The sequence below is a fragment of the sulfur-oxidizing endosymbiont of Gigantopelta aegis genome (assembly GCF_016097415.1).
Classification (GTDB): domain Bacteria; phylum Pseudomonadota; class Gammaproteobacteria; order GRL18; family GRL18; genus GRL18.
The window spans coordinates 405,255-425,752 of record NZ_JAEHGE010000001.1; the positions used below are offsets into that span (position 1 = coordinate 405,255).

Annotated in this window: 17 protein-coding genes; 6 read left to right on the plus strand and 11 right to left on the minus strand. The window is 40.2% G+C overall.

The window, feature by feature from the left end; translation table 11 throughout:
* Positions 1-161: 161 nt before the first annotated feature.
* On the plus strand, positions 162-1,658 hold the full coding sequence (gene nhaD / locus JEU79_RS02015; protein WP_198262756.1) for a sodium:proton antiporter NhaD: 1,497 nt from the start codon (positions 162-164) through the stop codon (positions 1,656-1,658).
* 110 nt (positions 1,659-1,768) lie between these two features.
* On the opposite strand, the gene JEU79_RS02020 is transcribed toward nhaD, so the two are convergent.
* From JEU79_RS02020 to rluC, 3 genes are all read right to left on the minus strand, one after another.
* Complete coding sequence (locus tag JEU79_RS02020) at positions 1,769-2,761, minus strand: S49 family peptidase (protein ID WP_198262757.1); 993 nt, start codon at positions 2,759-2,761, stop codon at positions 1,769-1,771.
* Positions 2,762-2,800: 39 nt separating this feature from the next.
* Positions 2,801-3,466, minus strand: a complete 666-nt coding sequence (locus JEU79_RS02025; protein WP_198262758.1) for an HAD family hydrolase — start codon at positions 3,464-3,466, stop codon at positions 2,801-2,803.
* Positions 3,467-3,549: 83 nt separating this feature from the next.
* Complete coding sequence (rluC, locus tag JEU79_RS02030; RefSeq protein ID WP_198262759.1) at positions 3,550-4,506, minus strand: 23S rRNA pseudouridine(955/2504/2580) synthase RluC; 957 nt, start codon at positions 4,504-4,506, stop codon at positions 3,550-3,552.
* A gap of 921 nt (positions 4,507-5,427) precedes the next feature.
* On the opposite strand from rluC, the gene JEU79_RS02035 reads away from it, so the two are divergent.
* Positions 5,428-8,481, plus strand: coding sequence for an Rne/Rng family ribonuclease (locus tag JEU79_RS02035; protein WP_246539904.1), 3,054 nt, complete (start codon positions 5,428-5,430; stop codon positions 8,479-8,481).
* A gap of 116 nt (positions 8,482-8,597) precedes the next feature.
* Here JEU79_RS02035 and JEU79_RS02040 read toward each other — a convergent pair whose 3' ends face one another.
* Both JEU79_RS02040 and JEU79_RS02045 read right to left on the minus strand, forming a co-directional pair.
* Positions 8,598-9,092 carry a low molecular weight protein-tyrosine-phosphatase gene (locus JEU79_RS02040; protein WP_425511135.1) on the minus strand — a complete coding sequence of 165 codons (495 nt, stop codon included), beginning with the start codon at positions 9,090-9,092 and terminating at the stop codon, positions 8,598-8,600.
* 148 nt (positions 9,093-9,240) lie between these two features.
* Positions 9,241-10,050, minus strand: coding sequence for an IS66 family transposase (locus JEU79_RS02045; RefSeq protein WP_198262761.1), 810 nt, complete (start codon positions 10,048-10,050; stop codon positions 9,241-9,243).
* Between the two features lie 199 nt (positions 10,051-10,249).
* On the opposite strand from JEU79_RS02045, the gene JEU79_RS25895 reads away from it, so the two are divergent.
* Complete coding sequence (locus JEU79_RS25895) at positions 10,250-10,570, plus strand: transposase (protein ID WP_198263033.1); 321 nt, start codon at positions 10,250-10,252, stop codon at positions 10,568-10,570.
* A complete protein-coding gene (locus tag JEU79_RS02050) occupies positions 10,548-11,411 on the plus strand; it encodes an IS3 family transposase (RefSeq protein ID WP_198263029.1) in 864 nt (287 codons plus the stop codon). The genes JEU79_RS25895 and JEU79_RS02050 overlap by 23 nt, the downstream gene beginning before the upstream one ends.
* Before the next feature lie 288 nt (positions 11,412-11,699).
* On the opposite strand, the gene JEU79_RS02055 is transcribed toward JEU79_RS02050, so the two are convergent.
* The 5 genes from JEU79_RS02055 to JEU79_RS02075 all read right to left on the minus strand — a co-directional run bounded on the left by JEU79_RS02055 (position 11,700) and on the right by JEU79_RS02075 (position 15,366).
* Positions 11,700-12,425 (minus strand): type IV pilus secretin family protein, encoded by a 726-nt coding sequence (locus tag JEU79_RS02055; protein ID WP_198262762.1) that lies wholly within the window; start codon positions 12,423-12,425, stop codon positions 11,700-11,702.
* 99 nt (positions 12,426-12,524) lie between these two features.
* Positions 12,525-13,022 carry a pilus assembly protein PilP gene (locus JEU79_RS02060; protein ID WP_246539906.1) on the minus strand — a complete coding sequence of 166 codons (498 nt, stop codon included), beginning with the start codon at positions 13,020-13,022 and terminating at the stop codon, positions 12,525-12,527.
* A gap of 75 nt (positions 13,023-13,097) precedes the next feature.
* Positions 13,098-13,742, minus strand: a complete 645-nt coding sequence (locus tag JEU79_RS02065) for a type IV pilus inner membrane component PilO (RefSeq protein WP_198262763.1) — start codon at positions 13,740-13,742, stop codon at positions 13,098-13,100.
* Positions 13,743-13,747: 5 nt separating this feature from the next.
* On the minus strand, positions 13,748-14,335 hold the full coding sequence (locus JEU79_RS02070) for a PilN domain-containing protein (protein ID WP_198262764.1): 588 nt from the start codon (positions 14,333-14,335) through the stop codon (positions 13,748-13,750).
* Positions 14,335-15,366, minus strand: coding sequence for a pilus assembly protein PilM (locus tag JEU79_RS02075; RefSeq protein ID WP_198265816.1), 1,032 nt, complete (start codon positions 15,364-15,366; stop codon positions 14,335-14,337). Before JEU79_RS02075 ends, JEU79_RS02070 begins: the two co-directional genes overlap by 1 nt.
* 728 nt (positions 15,367-16,094) lie before the next feature.
* Between JEU79_RS02075 and JEU79_RS02080 the strand changes: the two genes are divergently transcribed.
* Entirely contained in the window at positions 16,095-18,482 is a 2,388-nt protein-coding gene (locus tag JEU79_RS02080; protein ID WP_198262765.1) for a penicillin-binding protein 1A, read from the plus strand.
* A gap of 29 nt (positions 18,483-18,511) precedes the next feature.
* Positions 18,512-19,108 carry a hypothetical protein gene (locus JEU79_RS02085; RefSeq protein WP_198262766.1) on the plus strand — a complete coding sequence of 199 codons (597 nt, stop codon included), beginning with the start codon at positions 18,512-18,514 and terminating at the stop codon, positions 19,106-19,108.
* A 92-nt stretch (positions 19,109-19,200) separates the two neighbouring features.
* Here the strand turns inward: JEU79_RS02085 and JEU79_RS02090 are convergent, their stop codons facing one another.
* Positions 19,201-20,469: a malic enzyme-like NAD(P)-binding protein gene (locus JEU79_RS02090; protein WP_198262767.1), complete on the minus strand. Its 1,269-nt coding sequence runs from the start codon at positions 20,467-20,469 to the stop codon at positions 19,201-19,203.
* Between the last annotated feature and the right edge of the window lie 29 nt (positions 20,470-20,498).

Here is a 20,498-nt window from a genome sequence, read left to right on the forward strand (position 1 = left end):
GAGTAACAAATGATTGATGAGCTTTCATGCATTTATGACTTGAATTCAGGTGTTTTTACAGGATTTCGAATAAAAATTAGATTTATTTCAAATGCTTGCTATATTTATCTAAAAGATAATAATATTGTTACTTGATAACAAAACAAAGGGATTATAACCACATGCTTAAACACACCTACCGCTTTAGTTTGCAAAGCGTACTCTTTTTCTTAATCTTGGTATTGCCATTTTCTTTTGTTATCGCTTCAGGCGGTATTGGGACAACAGCCGATCTCACCAGTTCTACTTATGGCATTATTGCCATTATTGTCTTTGTACTCGCTTATAGTCTGGTGATCGGAGAGGAATTTCTACATTTAAGAAAATCCAAACCGGTATTAATCGCAGCGGGTATTATCTGGGTACTCGTCGGCATGGCCTATAATAGTATTGGCGAACCCCATACTGCCGGCATTGCTGTTAAGCACAACATTGAAGAGTATGCTGAGTTACTCCTCTTTTTACTGGCTGCAATGACCTATATTAATGCCCTGGAAGAGAGAAATGTCTTTGATGCCTTACGTGCCTGGCTGGTTTCTAAGGGCTTTTCTTTAAAAACAGTTTTCTGGATCACCGGATTTTTAGCCTTCATCATTTCTCCAATAGCTGACAACCTGACTACAGCTCTATTAATGGCTGCGGTTGCCATGGCTGTAGGTGCTGGCAATAAAACTTTCATCGTTCTTGCCTGTATTAATATTGTTGTGGCCGCCAATGCTGGTGGTGCATTCAGTCCCTTTGGTGATATTACGACATTGATGGTATGGCAAAAAGGCATCGTGCAATTTGATCAATTCTTTGCCCTGCTAATCCCCTCTCTGGTTAATTGGCTGATTCCTGCTTTTATCATGTCTTTTTCTGTGCCAAAAGGTAAACCAGCCCCCATTGAATCTGAGGTCATTGTTAAACGTGGCGGTTATTTTATGATTGGTTTATTTCTTTTTACCATCATAATGGCTGTCAGCTTCCACAACTTCCTGCACTTACCTCCCGTGCTCGGCATGATGACAGGTCTTGGTTTGCTTAAACTGTTTGCTTTTTACCTGAAAAAACGTGAGTTAAGTGAATCACTGGAAAACTCAGACATGTCTGATTCAGCATTACATGCCGATGATCAGCCACCAGCAAATTATGATATTTTCAATATATTAGCACGTGCCGAGTGGGACACCTTGATGTTTTTCTATGGTGTCATCCTCTGCGTCGGTGGTTTAGGAACGCTGGGCTATCTGGCGATGATTTCAGAAATGATGTATTCCGGCACCGGCATTATGGGCACTGGCACCACCGGTGCAAACATTATTGTTGGAGTCTTATCAGCCATTGTTGATAACATCCCCGTCATGTTCGCAGTACTGACTATGAATCCCGATATGTCTCTGGGGCAATGGTTATTAGTCACCTTAACGGCTGGTGTCGGTGGCTCATTGCTATCCATCGGTTCTGCAGCAGGTGTTGCTCTAATGGGTCAGGCTCGTGGTGTCTATACTTTCTTTGCCCACATGAAATGGTCTTGGGCCATTGCTTTAGGCTATGCCGCCAGTATTTGGGTGCATCTATGGCTCAACGCAGATTTGATGACGACAGGGATTAGTGCGGCTAAGGCTTATGTTAAATAAAGGTTAAGTAATGCTGAATTTTAAATGCTTAATGTTGAATGCTTAATGATTACATTCAACATTAATCATTCAACATTAATCATTCAACATTAAAAATTTAATATTAACTTCTAGCGTAATTGTGGGGTGATATTGAAGCCGCTGATTTCTGCCATTTTGGTCGCTATTGATGCGCCCATTTTTTTGGCAAAACGGTCAATGAAGGCTTCTGAAACGGTGAAGTCTTTTATCTTTTCTGCACCAATAACTTCCCGTGCCACATAGCTACTGCTACCGAGTTTATCAACCAAGCCTAATTCGATGGACTGTTCACCGGTCCAGACATAGCCACTGAATAAGAGTGGATCATCTTTAAGCTTATCACCACGGCCTTTCTTAACCACATCAATAAATTGCTTATGTATATTAGTCAACATGGATTTTGCATGATCGATGTCAGCATCCATAGGCTTAGTGAATGGGTCAAGAAAGCCTTTGTGCTCACCAGCGGTATACAAACGACGGGTAACACCGACCTTATCAATGGCATTTTCAAAGCCGAAGCTATTCATAAGTACACCGATTGAACCTACCATACTGCCCTTGTCTGCATAAATTTCATCTGCGGCAGCAGCAATATAATAACCACCCGATGCACACACATCGACAATAACGGCATAGACTTTAATATCTGGATGTAATTTTTTTAGACGATAAATTTCATCATTAATATAGCCTGACTGAACGGGGCTACCACCGGGGGTATTCATACGTAAAATAACCCCTTTGGTTTTTTTATCATCAAAGGCATCGCGTAAGGCGGTGATAATATAGTCAGCACTGGCCTTAGAATCCGCAGAGATAACGCCCTCGACATTAATGACCGCAGTATGCTTATCACCACTTTTATCTAATGAAGCGGGATCAAAGGGTGCATAAACCAAAACGGCTAAAGTCACAATATAGGTCAAAAAAGCGAGTTTAAAGAAAATTCCCCAGCGTCGAGTGGTTCTTCTTTCTTTGAGCGCCGCAAGCGCAAGATCTTCAACCAGTTTTTTTTCCCAACCGGCTTTAGTCGTCATTTTGTCATAATCATCATTAAGTCGAATTTCATCTTTATCCATTATTATTTCCTGAATGAATGCATGGTTAATTTTTAATTTTTAATGTTTAAGCGCACAGGCCAATAGACAGTCGGATAGCTCAGTGATGCTATCAACACAGAATAAGGGCTTATGTTTTAATATTGTTTCTTTGTCATGGACGCCATAGCTAACGGCTAAAGTGTCCATGCCAAGTGTATTTGCCATCAATAAATCGTATTCCGTGTCCCCCACCATAATAGCATCTTCTGCTTCGACACCGAATTCATCTAATAATTCTTCTAACATCTGAGGATGGGGTTTTGAACGGGTTTCATCCGCACAACGACTACCATGAAAGAGTTCATTTAGGCCCGATTCTAATAGCACAGGTTCAAGACCTCTGCGCGCCTTGCCGGTGGCAATGGCTAACATAAAGCCTTTGTCTCGCAACTGCTCAAGCATTAGTCTAACATCAGCAAACAAGCCGGAAGGTGTGTCATTAGCCGTCAGAAAGTGATAACGATATCGATCAGCAAAGTGGGTGATTTGTGCTTCATCTAAATCAGCATAAAGGCGGGCAATGGCCTCACGTAAACCCAGACCAATGATATGTTTTAACTCATCATCTGATAAGGCAATGAGTTTTAAATCTTCAGCAGCACAGCGTAAACAGGCCACAATTCTAGCCTGAGAGTCCATTAGGGTGCCATCCCAGTCAAAAATAATCAGTTTGTATGCAGGCATTATTGTTGTTTTTATTCCGCTTTAATAGACAATATTGAGAAAGGCACTTATTTTACCCTGCTTTAGGAAAATTGTCTGATTTTTTACTTCTGACGTTTTAAAATCTGTAAAAAGTTTGCTAAATCATCACTTAATGGGGCTTTTATGGTGATATTTTCACCTGTATCTGGATGTTCAAAGCTAATTTGTGCTGAATGCAGGAATAATCGTTTCAATCCCCTATCTTTGAGGCGTTGGTTACAGGCATAGTTGCCATATTTATTATCACCGGCCACATTATGTCCTAAAAACTTAGCATGTACGCGTATTTGATGGGTTCGTCCTGTGACAATCTTAATTTCAACCAGACTGGTATCATTAAAACGCTCTTTGACGGTAAAGAAGCTGGTTGATTCTTTACCTTTTTTATCAACACGCACAAAACGCTCACCAGACTTGAGCTCTTCACGCAATAAAGGCGCGGTGACTTTTTCTCGTTTAAATGTTGCTTTGCCACAAAGCAACGACAAATAACGCTTATCGGTTTTTCTTTGCCGTAATAAGTCCTGCACAAAAACCAAGGCTTGACGTTTTTTGGCAACCAATAAGCAACCGGAGGTATCTTTATCCAAGCGATGAATCAGCTCAAGAAATTTAGCATCAGGTTTTAGCGCACGAATTGCCTCAATAATGCCATAACTGATGCCACTTCCCCCATGCACCGCCACGCCACTGGGTTTATTGATGGCCAATAAACTATCATCTTCATAAATAATGGAATTTTCAATTAATGTTAATAAGGAACGGCCCGGTGCGGGCAATTGTTTCTTTTCTGCTAATTTAACAGGAGGTATTCGTACACTATCGCCGAATTGAAGCTTATACGTTTGTTTTATTCGGCCTTTATTGACCCGCACTTCACCCTTGCGAATGATCTTATAAATATGCCCCTTGGGCACACCTTTTAGTTGATTTAACAAAAAGTTATCAATTCTTTGCCCGGCATTTTGGGCATCAATTTCGATAAATTTAACAGAATGATTAATTATTTTAGGATTCATGCCATATTTCTGTGATTTTACGTTGATGGAATTGGTTGCAACTGTTATATTAAATTCGTTTAAAATTATTAACTACAGATTAGCGTCGGAAACTTCCAAATTATTTCCAAACTATACTGTTAACAGTAAGTATTCACACCTAGCTTTGGTTTATTTGTCATCACAGCTCAGCGTCAGTACATATTATGTATAATTTTACGATGAATAAAAATTAATATCGACAAATACTCAGCATGACCCATTTTAATAACTTTGCTTCAGTGATGGTTCTGTGATTATTGTAAATGAAATGCCACTTTAACTAAGTGGCATTTGCAATCGCTTAAGATTGCATTCAATTGGTTCTTACAAGGCCAATTAAACAAACAACGTTTAACAAATTTATTACAATAGTCCGAGAAATAGTCCTGGCAATATAAAGTTTTAAAAAATGTAACTCATGAAAAATGAATAATTTAACTCCTGTATAAAGTTTACCGGAAAAGTGACAACATATTTTATCCACTTGTTTTAGGCAAATTATTTAGCTTAAGCTATAACACTTCCATCAAAACAATGTGGATTATATTTGAGTAATAACTCTTGTTCAATGAGCAGTAGGTATATTTTACCCGTATCCTTTGAATAGAGATTATAAAGCCCAAAACAAATTTGAATTACAATTGCATCTAGAATCAAAGTATTTTGAATCACAGTGTATAGGCATGCAAGTTAATAACATGCTAATAACAATAATGATATAAACTATACCCATTATGTGATTTCTTACCTAGAATGGCATGATATCAAGCTGAAACCAGTGTTTAACACTTTCAGTTCAAAAATAAATAATTCAATTTACTGTTGCTTTAATCCTGAACAATAAGCAATTCTGCTTTAAACTTTATATAGTCGAGCCTAAGAGAATTTGAGCATAACTATATGAAAAGAATGTTATTTAATGCAACTCAACCTGAAGAGTTGCGCGTTGCACTAGTCGATGGCCAGCACCTGTTTAATCTGGATATCGAAACCACCCAAAGAACCCAGAAAAAAGCCAATATTTACAAAGCCAGAATTACCCGAGTCGAACCAAGCCTGGAAGCAGCCTTTGTTGACTATGGCTCTGAACGTCATGGTTTTCTTCCCCTAAAAGACATCTCCCGTCAATACTTTAGAAAACCCGTTGAACGTGGCAAGCGTGCAAATATCGCTGAACTACTTCAAGAAGGCATGGAAGTAGTTGTTCAAGTAGATAAAGAAGAACGTGGTAACAAAGGCGCTGCGCTGACCACCTTTATTAGTTTGCCCGGTCGTTACCTAGTCTTAATGCCCAACAACCCAAAGGCTGGTGGAATTTCACGCCGCATTGAGGGTGAAGAACGTTCTGAACTGAAAGATATCTTGAGTCAGCTAACAGTGCCTGAGTCCATGGGCTTGATTGTTCGCACTGCTGGCATCGGCAAGAGCATCGAAGAACTACAACTGGATCTGGATTACTTATTACACCTCTGGACAGCCATTGATAATGCCTCTGCTGAACGCAAAGCGCCTTTTCTGATTTATCAGGAAAGCAATATCGTCATTCGTGCTATTCGTGACTATCTACGTTCTGACATTACCGAAATCATTATTGACGATGAAAATACCTATAAAGAGGCCTATGACTTCATGCAGCGCGTTATGCCGCAAAATTTACATAAGGTTAAGCTCTATAGTGACAACATCCCTCTATTTTCACGCTATCAGATAGAAAGCCAGATCGAGACTGCATTTCAACGTGAAGTTCATCTACCTTCTGGTGGTGCTATTGTTATTGATCACACCGAAGCCTTGATTTCCATTGATATTAACTCCGCAAGAGCAACACGCGGCAGTGATATTGAAGAAACCGCTCTGAATACCAATCTCGAAGCGGCCGACGAAGTCGCACGACAATTACGATTACGTGACCTAGGTGGCCTTGTGGTCATCGATTTCATTGATATGTCGCCAGCGAAAAATCAACGTGCGGTAGAAAATCGCATGAAAGATGCACTAAAACTGGATCGTGCCCGAGTACAAGTCGGCCGTATTTCCCGTTTCGGTCTATTAGAAATGTCACGCCAACGTCTAAAGCCATCCCTAGGTGAGTCCAGCCAAATCACCTGCCCTCGTTGTAGTGGTCATGGCACCATTCGTGGTATCGACTCTATGGGTCTATCTGTACTGCGTATTCTTGAAGAAGAATCAACTAAAGACAATACTGGACGTATACTGGCACAATTACCGGTCAATGTTGCTACCTTCTTATTAAATGATAAGCGCGATATTATTAGTGAAATAGAAAGTCGTCAAAATATTACCATCACACTGATTCCAAATGAAAGTCTGGTCACACCGCATTACCGTATCGAACGTATACGTAATGATGAGAATATGACCGACAAGTATCAGGTTAATAGCTATAACTTTAACCGTATCCTAGATGATGATGAGGCCAATGGCCTAATTGCTGAACCGGCAAAATTTGAAGAACCTGCGGTCAAGGCACCAACAGCCTTGCAACCACAAAAGGTGAAGCAACCACTGACACTTGTTAGACGTATCTGGACGACATTATTTAATCGTTCTGATGCTGACGAATCAGATGTATCTCAAGCTCAGCCTGCTCAAAACAGCAATCGCCCTGCTCAAGATCGCTCTAAGGAAAGAACATCACAATCCAATCGCAAACAGGATAGTCGTAAAAAGAATGATAATCGTGGTGACAAACGCAAAAAACCACAAAAACAAAACAATAAACGCGATGATTATAAAAATAATCAACGAAACAATAATAACAATAATAGAAATACGAAGCCTGCCGTGCAAACGAAAGACATCGCCGCTCAACATAGCGCTCAAAACATACAGAGTGAATCACCTGCACTGTTTTCCACCAGCGATGAAAAAGACACTGCAAACGATTCAGCGGCTAATCAAAACAGCAAAAAATCAAGTAGCCAAAATAAAAATCGTAGAAAGAATACCAATCAAAATAAAAAGCCTTCTCCAACAAAGACTCAGACTGAAAATGCTGCTGTTGAAAGTACCAATACGCCTGTCTCCAGCGAAGACAGTGTAAACACTCAAACGAGTTCTGATAATTCCGGCATACCTGAGCAAAAAGTTGAGAATAAAGTTGAACAAAAAGTTGAACAAACAGCCACTGAATCATCCGCACAGGCTGATAATACGGAAACAACCAATGAAGCAATAGATACAACTAAAACTCAAAGCACTAAGAAGAAATCACTTCGTGGACCAGGCTCACGTCGTACCGGTCGTAGAACCACCAGCACCAGAAAAAAAGCAATAAAAAAAGACACGCCTAATGCCACTGACACAAATTCAGCACCTGTAGATGCTGGGCTTGGTAGTGAGAGCAAAGAGCCTTTAGCGGGACATATAGAGTCTTCAACTGCAAATAAAGAGTCCTCAACTGGAAATAAAGAGCCTTCAGCGGATAGTAAAAAGCCTTCATCAGATGCTAAAAAACCAACCCCAATAAAGGAAGAAACAGCAAGCAAACCCGAATCAGCAGTACCTTCGGAAACCAGCTCTGACTCAGTAGATAATAAGCCTGCAACCAGTGCCGGTACTAAATCACTTGTTGCAGATAAACCATCCACAGTCAAAAAAGCACCAGCAAAGAAAAAAGCGCGGAGAAAATCAACTGTCAAGAAAAAAGCGGTGAGTACGGCTAAAAGTAAACAAAGCAAAGAAGAAAGCACTACTGATGCTAAGCCAGTCGCAGTTGAGAAAGAAAAAACTGAAAAAGCACCGGCGCCTGTAGTAAAAGAGCAAGCAACACCTGAAGCAAAGACAAGCTTAACCCCAGAAGAGACGACCAAGCCCAAAAAAGCATCTGGGCGCCGTAGCCGTCGCTCTCGCACAACAACCAGCTCTGTCGGCAATACACCTTCCGGCTCAGCAAAAATGGTTGATAAACGTGATGGTCGAAGCTCGAAATAAATCTCCGTTAGTGTCCAGCCGTTTATTTTGCTTTTAGCTTTCCCCTTCTTTAGAAGGGGGATTAAAGAAATGAGCAAAGCATTTTAGCAGCGTCTTTGTATAACGACTCAGCATTTTTAAGCCAAATGATGTGCTTTAATATCTTCTAATAAGCCTTTACTTGCCATATCAACCATTTCAAAAACATTAGCAAATCCTTTTATGCCACCATAATAGGGATCGGGTACTTCATCCAATGGATGAGCAGGGGCAAATTTAAGAAACAACATTACTTTATCTAAATACTCACTCGGACAGTCTTGCTCAAGCATGGCATAATTATCACTATCCATAGCAAGAATATAATCATAGTATTCAAAGTCAGACGTTTTCACTTTACGCGCCCGAATATAACTTAAATCAACCTCATGTTGTAGAGCAGTTTCTTGCGCCCTTTTATCCGCTTGTTCACCGACATGATAAGCATGTGTACCAGCCGACTCGATCTCAATCTGATCACTCAGATGTTCATTATTAACCATGGATTCAAATACACCATGTGCCGTTGGTGAGCGACATATATTCCCCATGCAGACGAATAGGACTTTAATTTTATTTCTGTTTTTCAACAATATAAACCTCTTTTAAACACGCTATAGCGATTGAGCCAAAAGCTCATTTTAGCTCTTTCGAGACAATAATATCAATGGAGGTCATTAAATGGCAGTCATCAATCATATTCTAGGTATTATCTGGTAACTTCTCAATAAGTCTGTGCATTTAAACAGCACAAACTTTACCTTTCAGCAACTCAGGCAGATATGGGATCAAATTTCTCTTGCTGATCCGGTCATTAATAAAATCCCAGAATGAAATTCCTTGTTTCAAACAAGTTTTCTTTAAACTGACAAAGGTATCTCTGCAAAGTTGCCCATCCTTTGAGCGTGTACTACCACTAATTTTACGCTTAATAACATATTCTCGAATATCATTTTCACTCAAATTATTATGAAGAGGAATATCAGGCCGTTCCAATACCAGCAGTAATTCTGTTTTATTTCTTGCCAATCGTTTCAGTGCCTGATTCAACGTTTCAAAGCTTGTTTTAGTCCGGCACAATTCATCAAAATGTTCAGCAATCGCTGACTTCAACGGATCATCTGGCTCAAGTTTATATTGTTTGAGATCATAAAATAGTTCCCAAATCTGAGTATGTACCCAGTTCAGTTCTTTATCATGTCGCTCATTGAGTGGTAGTATCCGCTGAAACACTCTGTCTGCATGTATCCAACATAATGCGTGCAACAAAATATCAAATTGTCCTGCATCATCACTCACAATCACCAAATCACTTGGAAAGCCACTGTTAATTAATGCCCCCAGTAAAGCGCCTTCTGTGGCAATGCGAACATGCCGTTGTGTTATGATACTATTGTTCTGCAGATAGTATTTCCAGGCTTCTTCATTATCAAAGCAAGTCTGATGACTTTGTTCAATAACGCTCAATGGCTTGTGAGGTAATTTTTCTGCTCTCATATAATCAAGTGCTGCATCGTTGAGCGTATAATCAACAGCAGCACCTCGTAACAATTGTAGAAAATTAATCCGGCTCTTATATCGAGTACTTGAAAACCAGGCAAAGGTTTCATTGCCAACGTGAGTACAATAACCATTCTTTCCATCATGACGACTACCCGTATCATCAACATGGATATAAGTACTATAATGTGGCTATACTTAACCGGACACACAACTTAAAATAACTAAAAGATAAAAAGTGTGACCTAAAATGAATGATCAAACAAAAAAACCGAATAAAAGCTATACATCAGAATTTAAAGAATCAGCTGTCAAATTAGCTAATGAGACGGATCAACCCGTTTCTCAGACTGCCAGGGAGCTAGGTGTTAATGTAAATACTCTACATACCTGGATCAGTAAATATTCCAAACCGGTGAAGACGGTAGCCAATAGAAGTGATGAACACATTTATGATGAAGTAAAACGTCTGAAAAAAGAATTGGCAAAAGTGATTCAGGAGCGTGATTTATTAAAAAGGCCACAGCGTACTTTGCAAGGGAAACTTTGTGAAGTACGCATGGATAACTGATCAGGCTAAAGATTACCCGGTAACGATTCTGTGCCGTTTTATGGATGTTTCCCGTAGTTGCTATTATGATTGGGTTAGCTCTCCTAAAACGGATAGAGAGAAAGAAAATGAAGCGCTTACTGAGCAGCTAAAAAACTGTTTGAAGACAGTCGCAAGACTTATGGAACCCGTCGTCTTAAAAAGAAAACTGGCTGAAAAAGGCGTTCATATAAGCCGCCGGAGAATTGGTCGATTAATGAAAAAAGCCGGTTTGTTTTGTAAAACGAAGAGACGCTTTAAAGCGACGACTAATTCCAAGCATAATAAGCGTATATCTCCAAATTTACTGGAAAGAGAGTTTACTGTCTCTCAACCTGATCGCTACTATGTGGGTGATATTACCTATATTGCCACCAAGGAAGGCTGGTTATATTTAGCGGTTGTCATTGACTTATTCTCTAGGCAAATTGTTGGCTGGTCGATGGATGAGCGAATGAAAGCCAAGCTAGTCAATGATGCTTTACTGATGGCCATATGGAAGCGTAAACCAATGGATGGATTGCTTTGGCATACTGACCGAGGTAGCCAATATGCCTCTGATAGTCATAGAAAAATATTGTCGGATCATAACATAATTCAGTCTATGAGCCGCAAAGGAAATTGCTGGGACAATGCTGTATCAGAGAGCTTCTTTCATAGTTTGAAAACTGAATTGACGCACCATTGTCGATTCAAAACCAGAGTAGAAGCAAAGCAGGCAATATTTGAATATATTGAGGTATTTTATAATCGGGAGCGACTTCATTCGGCTAATGATTATTTGTCACCAGTCGATTATGAAATACAGCAGGAAATAGCTTAAATCGATTGATTGAAGAGGGGTAAAAGGCGACATAAATGCCGCCCATTACCGTTGACGGCCATCGGCTCCTCAGCCTGTGCCGTGAAGATATTGTAACAGGATCATTACCGTTGTGAAAATACCTTGGGTGAATGGAACGGCTCTATCGTTCCAGAGGGCAAAGCCCTTTCTCTTCATCTGTTTAAAGTTAACATGAGAAACTAAAATGATAGGAAATACAAAATGACAAAAATCACTTGAAACAGCCAAAAAAATATTTAGAAAACTGTCCGGAAAAGTGTTGACACATCAGGTAAAGGTATTTCCTGCCTGATAGCCCAGTTGTTCAAATTCACCCTTAGTATCAATCATCATTTTGATGTTTTTTCCAGAAGTAAAAGTATCAATAAAAGACACTGGCGTATTAAAATCATTCACATCTAAACGACGCTCTAAATCACCGGGCAAACCCACATTATTAATTTCTACAATGAGTTTATTCAGTTCTTGTTTTAAGTTCACATTTTTAGGTTGCTCAGCAAAAGTGATAATAATATTACCCTCGCCGTCTTCACCTAAACGGAAATCAATATCTCTGATGCTATTTCGACCTAAAGATGCCGTTGAATGAGCAACATTTGCTTTGTCCAGAACAATAACAACGCGATTACCATCAACTTCAGTAGAGTAGGTTGTTAAAGCAACCATATTTAATACCACACGCGTTCGACCTCCCGCAGCCACGGCATTGATACTGCGGGCTAAGCCAATGCCGATTGTTTGGCGCTTATTTTTCAAAGCCACTCCCGTATCGGGAAAATCCAGAGCAATTCGAGCCGGAGAATCAATCGTAAAAGAGCCTGGTGCTGAGGCGCTTTCACTAAATTGTAAAATCACTTGTACCTTATCGCCCGGTATGGAGGCAAAGGAAATATCTTCGAGCATATTAGCGGCATGCACAGCGCCCATCAGGCTGATGGATAGACTCCACAAGACAGCCAATAAAAACCGTTTGAAAATTATTTTACTGTTCATAATATTCTCTCTAATATTTCCCGGATTACTTATATGAAAATCACTTTTATTAGTAACTATTTTTTGTTTTAAAAACTTTATCCTAGAATAATTTTGATATTACTCTTTCAACGCAATGGATGCTTTACGCTCTTCCCACCCGCCTTTACCGTCTGACACCAGCTCCAGCAACAAAACATACTCTTCATTAATGGCTGTTACCCGACCATAATTTTTGCCCATATAATGGCCAATTGAAACTCTATGCAATAAGCCATCAGGATCTTTAATCAAAATCCATTCCGACTCTTTTTGTGCCAAAGTGCCCACCATTCTCAAACTATCCAGTGAAAAATCTTCCAGAGGCTCTCTTGGACGAGCCTCATCTGGGCGTGGTCCTCTATAGGGACCACTAAAGACTTCAATATCAACTACTGGTTTAAATGGGTCTCGAATATCCCTAGCATTATAAGCATACGGAGGATGCGTTATAAATTCTGGCAAGTGTTTTACTTTCCCCTTATAGGTTGCTTTGGTTTTTTGCACATAGCCTTGTAAGTCGCTCATGTCATTGTTGACACAGCCCGACAGTATCATTAACGATGATATGATTAGCAATATTTTTTTCATCAAATAAATCTCAATTATTTTCTTTAACTACTGATAAATTGATTAGTTCGTTATCAATAAACATTAGCGTCTACGTTTTCTCTTACTTTTCTTTTTCGTCGATGAAATTTCATCTTGATCAAGATAACGATAAGTCTTAGCCACTAAAGTGATGGTGAGCTTTTTATCTGCCTCATCAAGCACGCTATCTTTTTTAGTCTTTATAGGTACCATAGACACATTATGAATAGTCACAATTCGAGGTAATGCAGCAATACCGGTGGCAAAACCACCAAAGTCATGGAATGTCCCAGTCACTTTAATATTCACTGGTAACTCAGCATAGAACTCTTTTCTACTTTCGCCTGAAGGCTTAAACAAGCTAAATTCAAGATTATTACTCAGACCCGTTTGAGAAATTTCCACTAACAAATCGGCCACTTCGGTTTTTTGTGGTAATTGCTTTAAAATAGAATCAAAGCGTTTTTCCATTTCAACCATTTGTAATTTATAAGCTTCAAGATTTGCTGCTTTACCCTGCTTTGCTTTAAATTCTTTCTTTAGCGGTTGTTCTTTACTTTCAACTTTTTCAAGTTCAAGCATCGTATCCTGAGTGAAATAATAAAAACCACCACCTAAGACCAAAGCAAAAACGATAAAAGTTGCTATCAGCCTTACACCAAGCGGCCAACTGCCAATATTTTCAAAATCCAGTTCATTTATATTCATTATGCTTAACCCTTAGCCTTTTTTGCTTTATTAGCTTTTTTCTTTTCAGGATTGGCTTGTTGCGATGTCAAAGTAAACTGACTATAACCTTCAGCATTTTTACCTTTTTTCTTACTCTGAATCACTTTCAATTTAGGATTTTTTAACCACTCTGCACGTTCTATATTACGCATATAAGCAGAAACACGGGCATTAGATTGGGCAACACCATCAAACGTCAGTTGCTTTTTCTTTTGGTTAAACTTATTTAAATGTACACCTTCTGGCAGCACTTTTACCATTTCATCCAGCATATGAACACTATCAGAGCGGTTTCCCTGTAGCTCTTGAATTACATTCATACGTGATAATAAATCTGATTTCTTTTTCTCCAGCGCCTTAATTTCAGCAATGGCTTTTTCAACTTTTTTGATTTCTGATTTAAGATAGCCATTACGTGCAGATTGATAATCAATCATCGCCCCCAATTGCATTTGCACGGCAAAAACAACCGCCACACCGGCAATGCCAGCCGCAGCCAACATCCCATAAAACTGTTGTTCAATTTGTTTGCGTCGTTCTTCACGCCAGTTGAGTAAATTAATTCTAGCCATTAGTCAAAACTCCTTAATGCCAATCCACAGGCTATCATAAGTGCCGGTGCATCATTGCTCAATACCTGCGCTTTGATTTTGGATGATAAGGTCATATTGGCAAAGGGGTTAGCAATTGAGGTGCTGATGCTGAGTCTTTCTTCAATCATTTGATCAACATCGGGAATGGATGCACTCCCTCCCGCTAACACTATATGGTCAACCGAGCTAAACTGACTGGAAGAAAAGAAAAATTGCAAGGAACGACTAATCTGTTGTGTCATTGCTTCTTTAAACGGCTCTAAAACTTCTGGAATATAGGTATCAGGTAAACCACCCTGTTTTTTTGCCATCCCTGCTTCTTCATAGGACAAGCCATAACGACGCTGAATTTCTTCGGTTAATTGCTTACCACCAAAAACGGCTTCTCGGGTATAAATTGTTTTTAAATCGTGCAGGACACTAAGAGTAGTCATCGTTGCACCCACATCAAATACCGCAACAGTCATGTCTTCTGCGCCATTGGGTAATTGCGGTGCAATAAGAGAAAAAGCATTTTCCATTGCATAAGCTTCAACATCAATTACTTTTGAGACCAAGCCACCTAAATCAGCGGCCGCCACTCGTACATCAACATTTTCACTACGTGATGCCGCTAGGAGTACATCCATTTGATCCGGCGAGTTTTCACTCGGCCCCTGAACTTCAAAATCAAGGTTTACTTCATCTAATGAATAAGGAATGTATTGATCAGCTTCAACCATAATCTGGCTTTCTAATTCGTCTTCGGTTAAATCTGCTGGCATTTGTACAATTTTGGTAATCACTGATGAACCTGCAACAGCCATTGCAGCATTTTTCTGTCGCGTTGCTGAGCGTTTCACTGCTTTTCTGACGGCTTCGCCTACCGCGTCAACATCAGTAATGTTTTTTTCTGCAACAGAATTAGGCGGCAAGGGTTCTACCGTATAAGCTTCGACACGGTACTTGTTACCTTTTTGGGATAGCTCAAGCAATTTGACGGCCGATGAACTTATATCAACGCCTAGCATGCTTGGTGCTTTAGTTCCGAATAATTGTGAAAAAGCCAAAACCAAATCCTTTATTATTAGAGTGACGCCCTTAATTAGAGTCTTAACTAGCACCTTAATTAGAGTTTTATTATTAAAGCCTTACCATTTTCAATAACTTTTCAATAACTTTTCAATAACTTACAAGACAATCATAATATATTAGATTGATTTTGCAAGTTTATCCTGAAAATTGCAAATAATTTACCGATATATCACTGATTCTTTACAAACTTAGACTACAAATGATAAATAAACAAAGTTCTAGTTCATCTTTTAGTAAAAAAGTCATAAAAAAGTCATAAAAAAGTCATAAAAAAGTCATAAAAAAGTCATAAAAAAGTCAATTATTTTTGTTATTTGTCGAATTTGTCTATTTTAGGGTCTATTACGATTGCCTGACAACTATCTTTCATCCTTCTTTCACATCATAGGAAGATGACTCTATTTATAAGAATTCATCCTATCATTTTAATAGCTTTTTGTTTTTCTTCAATCGCTTAGATGATACTCGTATGATAGTACATTAATTTATAGAATCAAGTCGCTTATTGATTTATTTTTTAAAAACGAGTGTGATATCACAAAAAAAGCTCTATAATTAAGTATATTACGTGATCATATTAACACCAACTTGAGCAATTATGCGCCGTCTATACCAACTTTTTCTGACTCTCCTCACACTTTTTCTAACCGTTGCCGTTATTTCTGTGATTACAATCACATCGGCTTATCTCTACCTTGAGCCCAAACTACCTGAAATTGATGTTCTCAGAGATGTGCAATTACAAGTCCCATTGCGCGTCTACTCTTCTGACAATAAATTAATGGCTGAGTTTGGAGAAAAGAAACGTGAGCCCGTTACCTTTGAAGAGCTGCCCGAGCAATTAATACAGGCCGTTATTTCCGCTGAAGATGAAAACTTTTTTCATCATCCCGGCGTAGACTATAAAGGCATTCTTCGTGCAGTGGTTCATCTGATAAAAACGGGGCAAAAAGGCCAGGGTGGCAGTACCATTACCATGCAGGTTGCCCGTAACTTTTTCCTCACCCGCGATAAAACCTACATTCGTAAAATCAATGAGATCTTTTTATCACTAAAGATTGAAAAAGAGCTGTCAAAACAGGAAATTATGGCACTCTATATGAATAAAATTTATCTAGGGCATCGTTCTTATGGTGTGGCTGCCGCTGCTAAGGTCTATTATGGCAAGCCATTAAGTGAACTCTCTTTAGAGCAATATGCCATGATTGCCGGACTACCCAAGGCCCCATCCCGATATAATCCTGTGACCAATTCCAGTCGCGCAACCATTCGCCGCAACTATGTGCTGGGACGGATGTTACAACTTAATTATATCAGTCAGGAGCGCCATTCTCAGGCAATTACCACCATTGATGACGCATCAATACACAGTGCTAACATTGAAATCAAATCACCTTATGTGGCCGAAATGGTGCGTGCGCACATGATAGAAAAATACGGTAGCAACGCTTATACCACCGGCTTTAATGTCTATACCAGCGTCTCCAGCAAACTGCAAAAAGCAGCCAACAATGCATTGCGTTCAGCACTCATGAGTTATGAACACCGCCATGGTTATAAAGGTGTGTTAGGACACTTCGATCTGCAAGCCGATACACCGATGTTGGAACAGGTCGAGTTACTTAATGACTTTAAACCCGTTGGCCACTTGAAACCCGCTTTAGTCATTGCCATTGCTGAGCACCCCGCTGAAGAAATAAGCAAAGATAAAAAAAGCAAGAAAAAGAAAAATAACGACAATAGACAATTTGCCCAATTGTTATTAAAAGATGGTAGTAGCGCAGAATTAGACTGGAAACACATCAAGTGGGCAAAAAAATACATTAATGACCGCCGCATGGGGAAAAAACTGAAGAAAATTGAAGATGTCATTAATATTGGTGATGTTATCTATATCGAACGCTATAAAAACGGTGACTATGTGCTGGCACAAATTCCCGAGGCAGCAGGCGCACTGGTTTCTTTAAATCCACAAAATGGAGCCATCAATGCCTTGACCGGTGGCTTTGATTACTACCATAGTAAGTTTAACCGTGTGATTCAAGCTAAGCGCCAGCCAGGCTCAAATTTTAAGCCATTCATTTATTCAGCGGCTTTAAACAAGGGCTATACCACTGCCACTCTAATCAATGATGCACCGGTAGTGTTTAAAGATAATTATCTCGAAGGTTTTTGGCGTCCCGATAATTATAGTGGCAAATTTTTTGGCCCCACCCGTTTACGCAAGGGACTGATCAAATCAAGAAACCTAGTTTCCATTCGTATCCTGCGTGACATTGGTATTAAATACGCCATTGACTACGTACAACGCTTTGGTTTTACCGAAGATGAGCTACCTAAAAACCTGTCTCTGGCATTGGGTAGTGCGACTTTAACACCCATGCAAATTGCCCATGGTTATGCGATTTTGGCCAATGGCGGTTTTGATGTTAAACCCTGGTTTATTGAGCGCATTGAAAATCCACAACATGAAGTGATTTTTTCTCAGCAATACACCCGTGTTTGTAGCAATGACTATCCTCAAGAAAGCTGTCCCGATGATGAAAGCCTACGTGCCCCCCGCGTCGCAGAAGCAGATAATATTTTTCTCATGACGACTATTTTGCGTGATGTTATTAAGCGTGGTACCGGTAGAAAGGCCATGAAACTGGGGCGTAAAGACTTAGCAGGAAAAACAGGCACGACCAATGATCAATTAGATGCCTGGTTCTCCGGCTTTAATCGCCAAGTGATGGCCACTAGCTGGGTTGGTTTTGACACACCACGCTCTTTAGGACGTCTGGAGTTTGGTGGTACGGCTTCACTGCCTATGTGGATGAGTTTTATGAAGGTGGCATTAAAAGATGTACCAGAACAACCATTGGTCCCACCAGAGAACATTGTGACGGTGAAAATTGATTCCGAAACAGGTTTATTGGCTTCAGCTAACTCTAAAGCCACACAATATGAATATTTTATTGATGGCACAGAGCCACAGCGTTCCGGTACTGAGAGTGGTGCAGCAAACGTACCCGGTGGAGGAAATGAAGCAGCTAACGAGGAACTATTCTAATAAAAAAGTCTAGTGGAAATAAAGCCTCAATGCGGCAACAACAAAGCCTGGCATTTGAAGCCGCTCGCTTAATGACCGAAGAAGGGTTCGACAGCCTCCCAAAAGCAAAAAGAAAAGCGGCTAAAAAATTAGGCTTGGAAAACCCGAAAGACTGGCCAGACGATAGCTTAATTTTAAGCGAACTCAGCCTGCAACGGTCCTTGTTCCAATCAAACCATCATCAAGTGCTATACGACTTGCGGGAAACTGCACTCAAGGCAATGCAACTTTTCGCAACGTTCAAACCTCGTCTGATGGGTGCATTGGTTTCAGGCTATGCCAGTGAACAGACAAGCATTGATATTCTCCTCACAGCCAACACTGCTGAAGAGATTGCACTAGAATTGATGCAACAGCAAATTCCCTATCAAATTCAGGAACACAGCTTACACTATGAACGTAGTTCTACAGCGAAAAAAAACCCGATAATGATACCCGTCTATCAATTTTATGCCGCACAACAACAGATTAAACTCATGGTATTGGAAGAGCAGCATCACAAAAAATCACCCTTTGATCCTGCTACAGGACAAGCATTTGCAAAGCTCTCCATTGAACAACTAAAAAGATTACAGCTAAAGATTTAGTGGGGTATCGTAGGGTGGGCTGCCCACGCAGACCTGGGACTTATCCTCACATTTTCAGCGTGGGCAGATAAAGCCATGCCCACCCTACGATTTTAGTCTATCTTATAAGGCTTATAGGGCATTCTGGACACACCGCTATCAATAGCAGCCTGAGCGACGGCTGGTGGTACGGTTACCATAAGACGTGGATCAAAAGGCTTAGGGATAATATAATCCGAACCAAATTCTAAACTATCCATCCCATAGGCTTCTAAGACTTCATCCGGCACTGGCTGTCGGGCGAGATCAGCCAATGCATGAACGGCAGCAATTTCCATTTCGGTATTAATTGTAGAAGCCCGTACATCCAATGCGCCACGGAAGATAAAGGGGAAGCCCAACACATTATTGACCTGATTAGGAAAATCTGAACGCCCCGTGGCCATGATTAAATCATCCCGAACTGCCAATGCAACATCAGGATCAATTTCAGGATCAGGATTAGACAGAGCAAAAATAACCGGGCGTTCGGCCATACTGGCGACCATTTCAGCGGTCACAAGATTTGGCCCAGAAACACCAATCAAGACATCCGCACCCTGCATGGCATCGGCCATGGTACGGTCATCAGTTTTGGAGGCAAATTCCTGCTTATAAATATTTAAGTCGTCACGCCCGCTATGAACAACCCCCTTGCGATCAACTAGGTTGATTTGTTGTTTATCAATACCCAGAGAAAGCAATAAACGCATAGAAGCAATACCGGCTGAACCCGCACCAATACAGACAATTTTAATGCTCTGTAAGGATTTTTTCTGCACGGCTAAGGCGTTCAATAAGCCAGCAGCAATAATAATTGCCGTACCATGTTGATCATCATGAAAAACAGGAATATCCAAACGCGCTTTTAATTCTTTTTCAATTTCAAAGCATTGGGGTGCGGCAATATCTTCCAAATTAATACCACCAAAGGTGGGTGCGACATTAACCACAGTTTCGATAAAAGAGGCTTGCGATGGCGCAGTGACTTCCAGATCAAACACATCAATGCCAGCAAATTTTTTGAATAACACACCCTTGCCTTCCATGACGGGCTTTCCTGCTAAAGCGCCCACATTCCCCAGACCTAAAACAGCCGTACCATCGGTGATGACGGCGACTAAATTACCCTTGGAAGTGTATTCATAAGCTAATTCAGGATCTTTGGCAATTTCACGTACCGGCTCAGCAACGCCGGGGGTATAGGCTAAAGAAAGATCGTCCTGTTGCTCACAAGGCTTACTGGGGATGACACTAATTTTCCCCGGAAATGGCTTGGCATGATAGGCCAGTGCTTTTTCACGTAGAATTTCATGTTTGGTTTTTTTGCTATTATCAGACATTCTCTGTCCCCATATTTATTAGATACTTT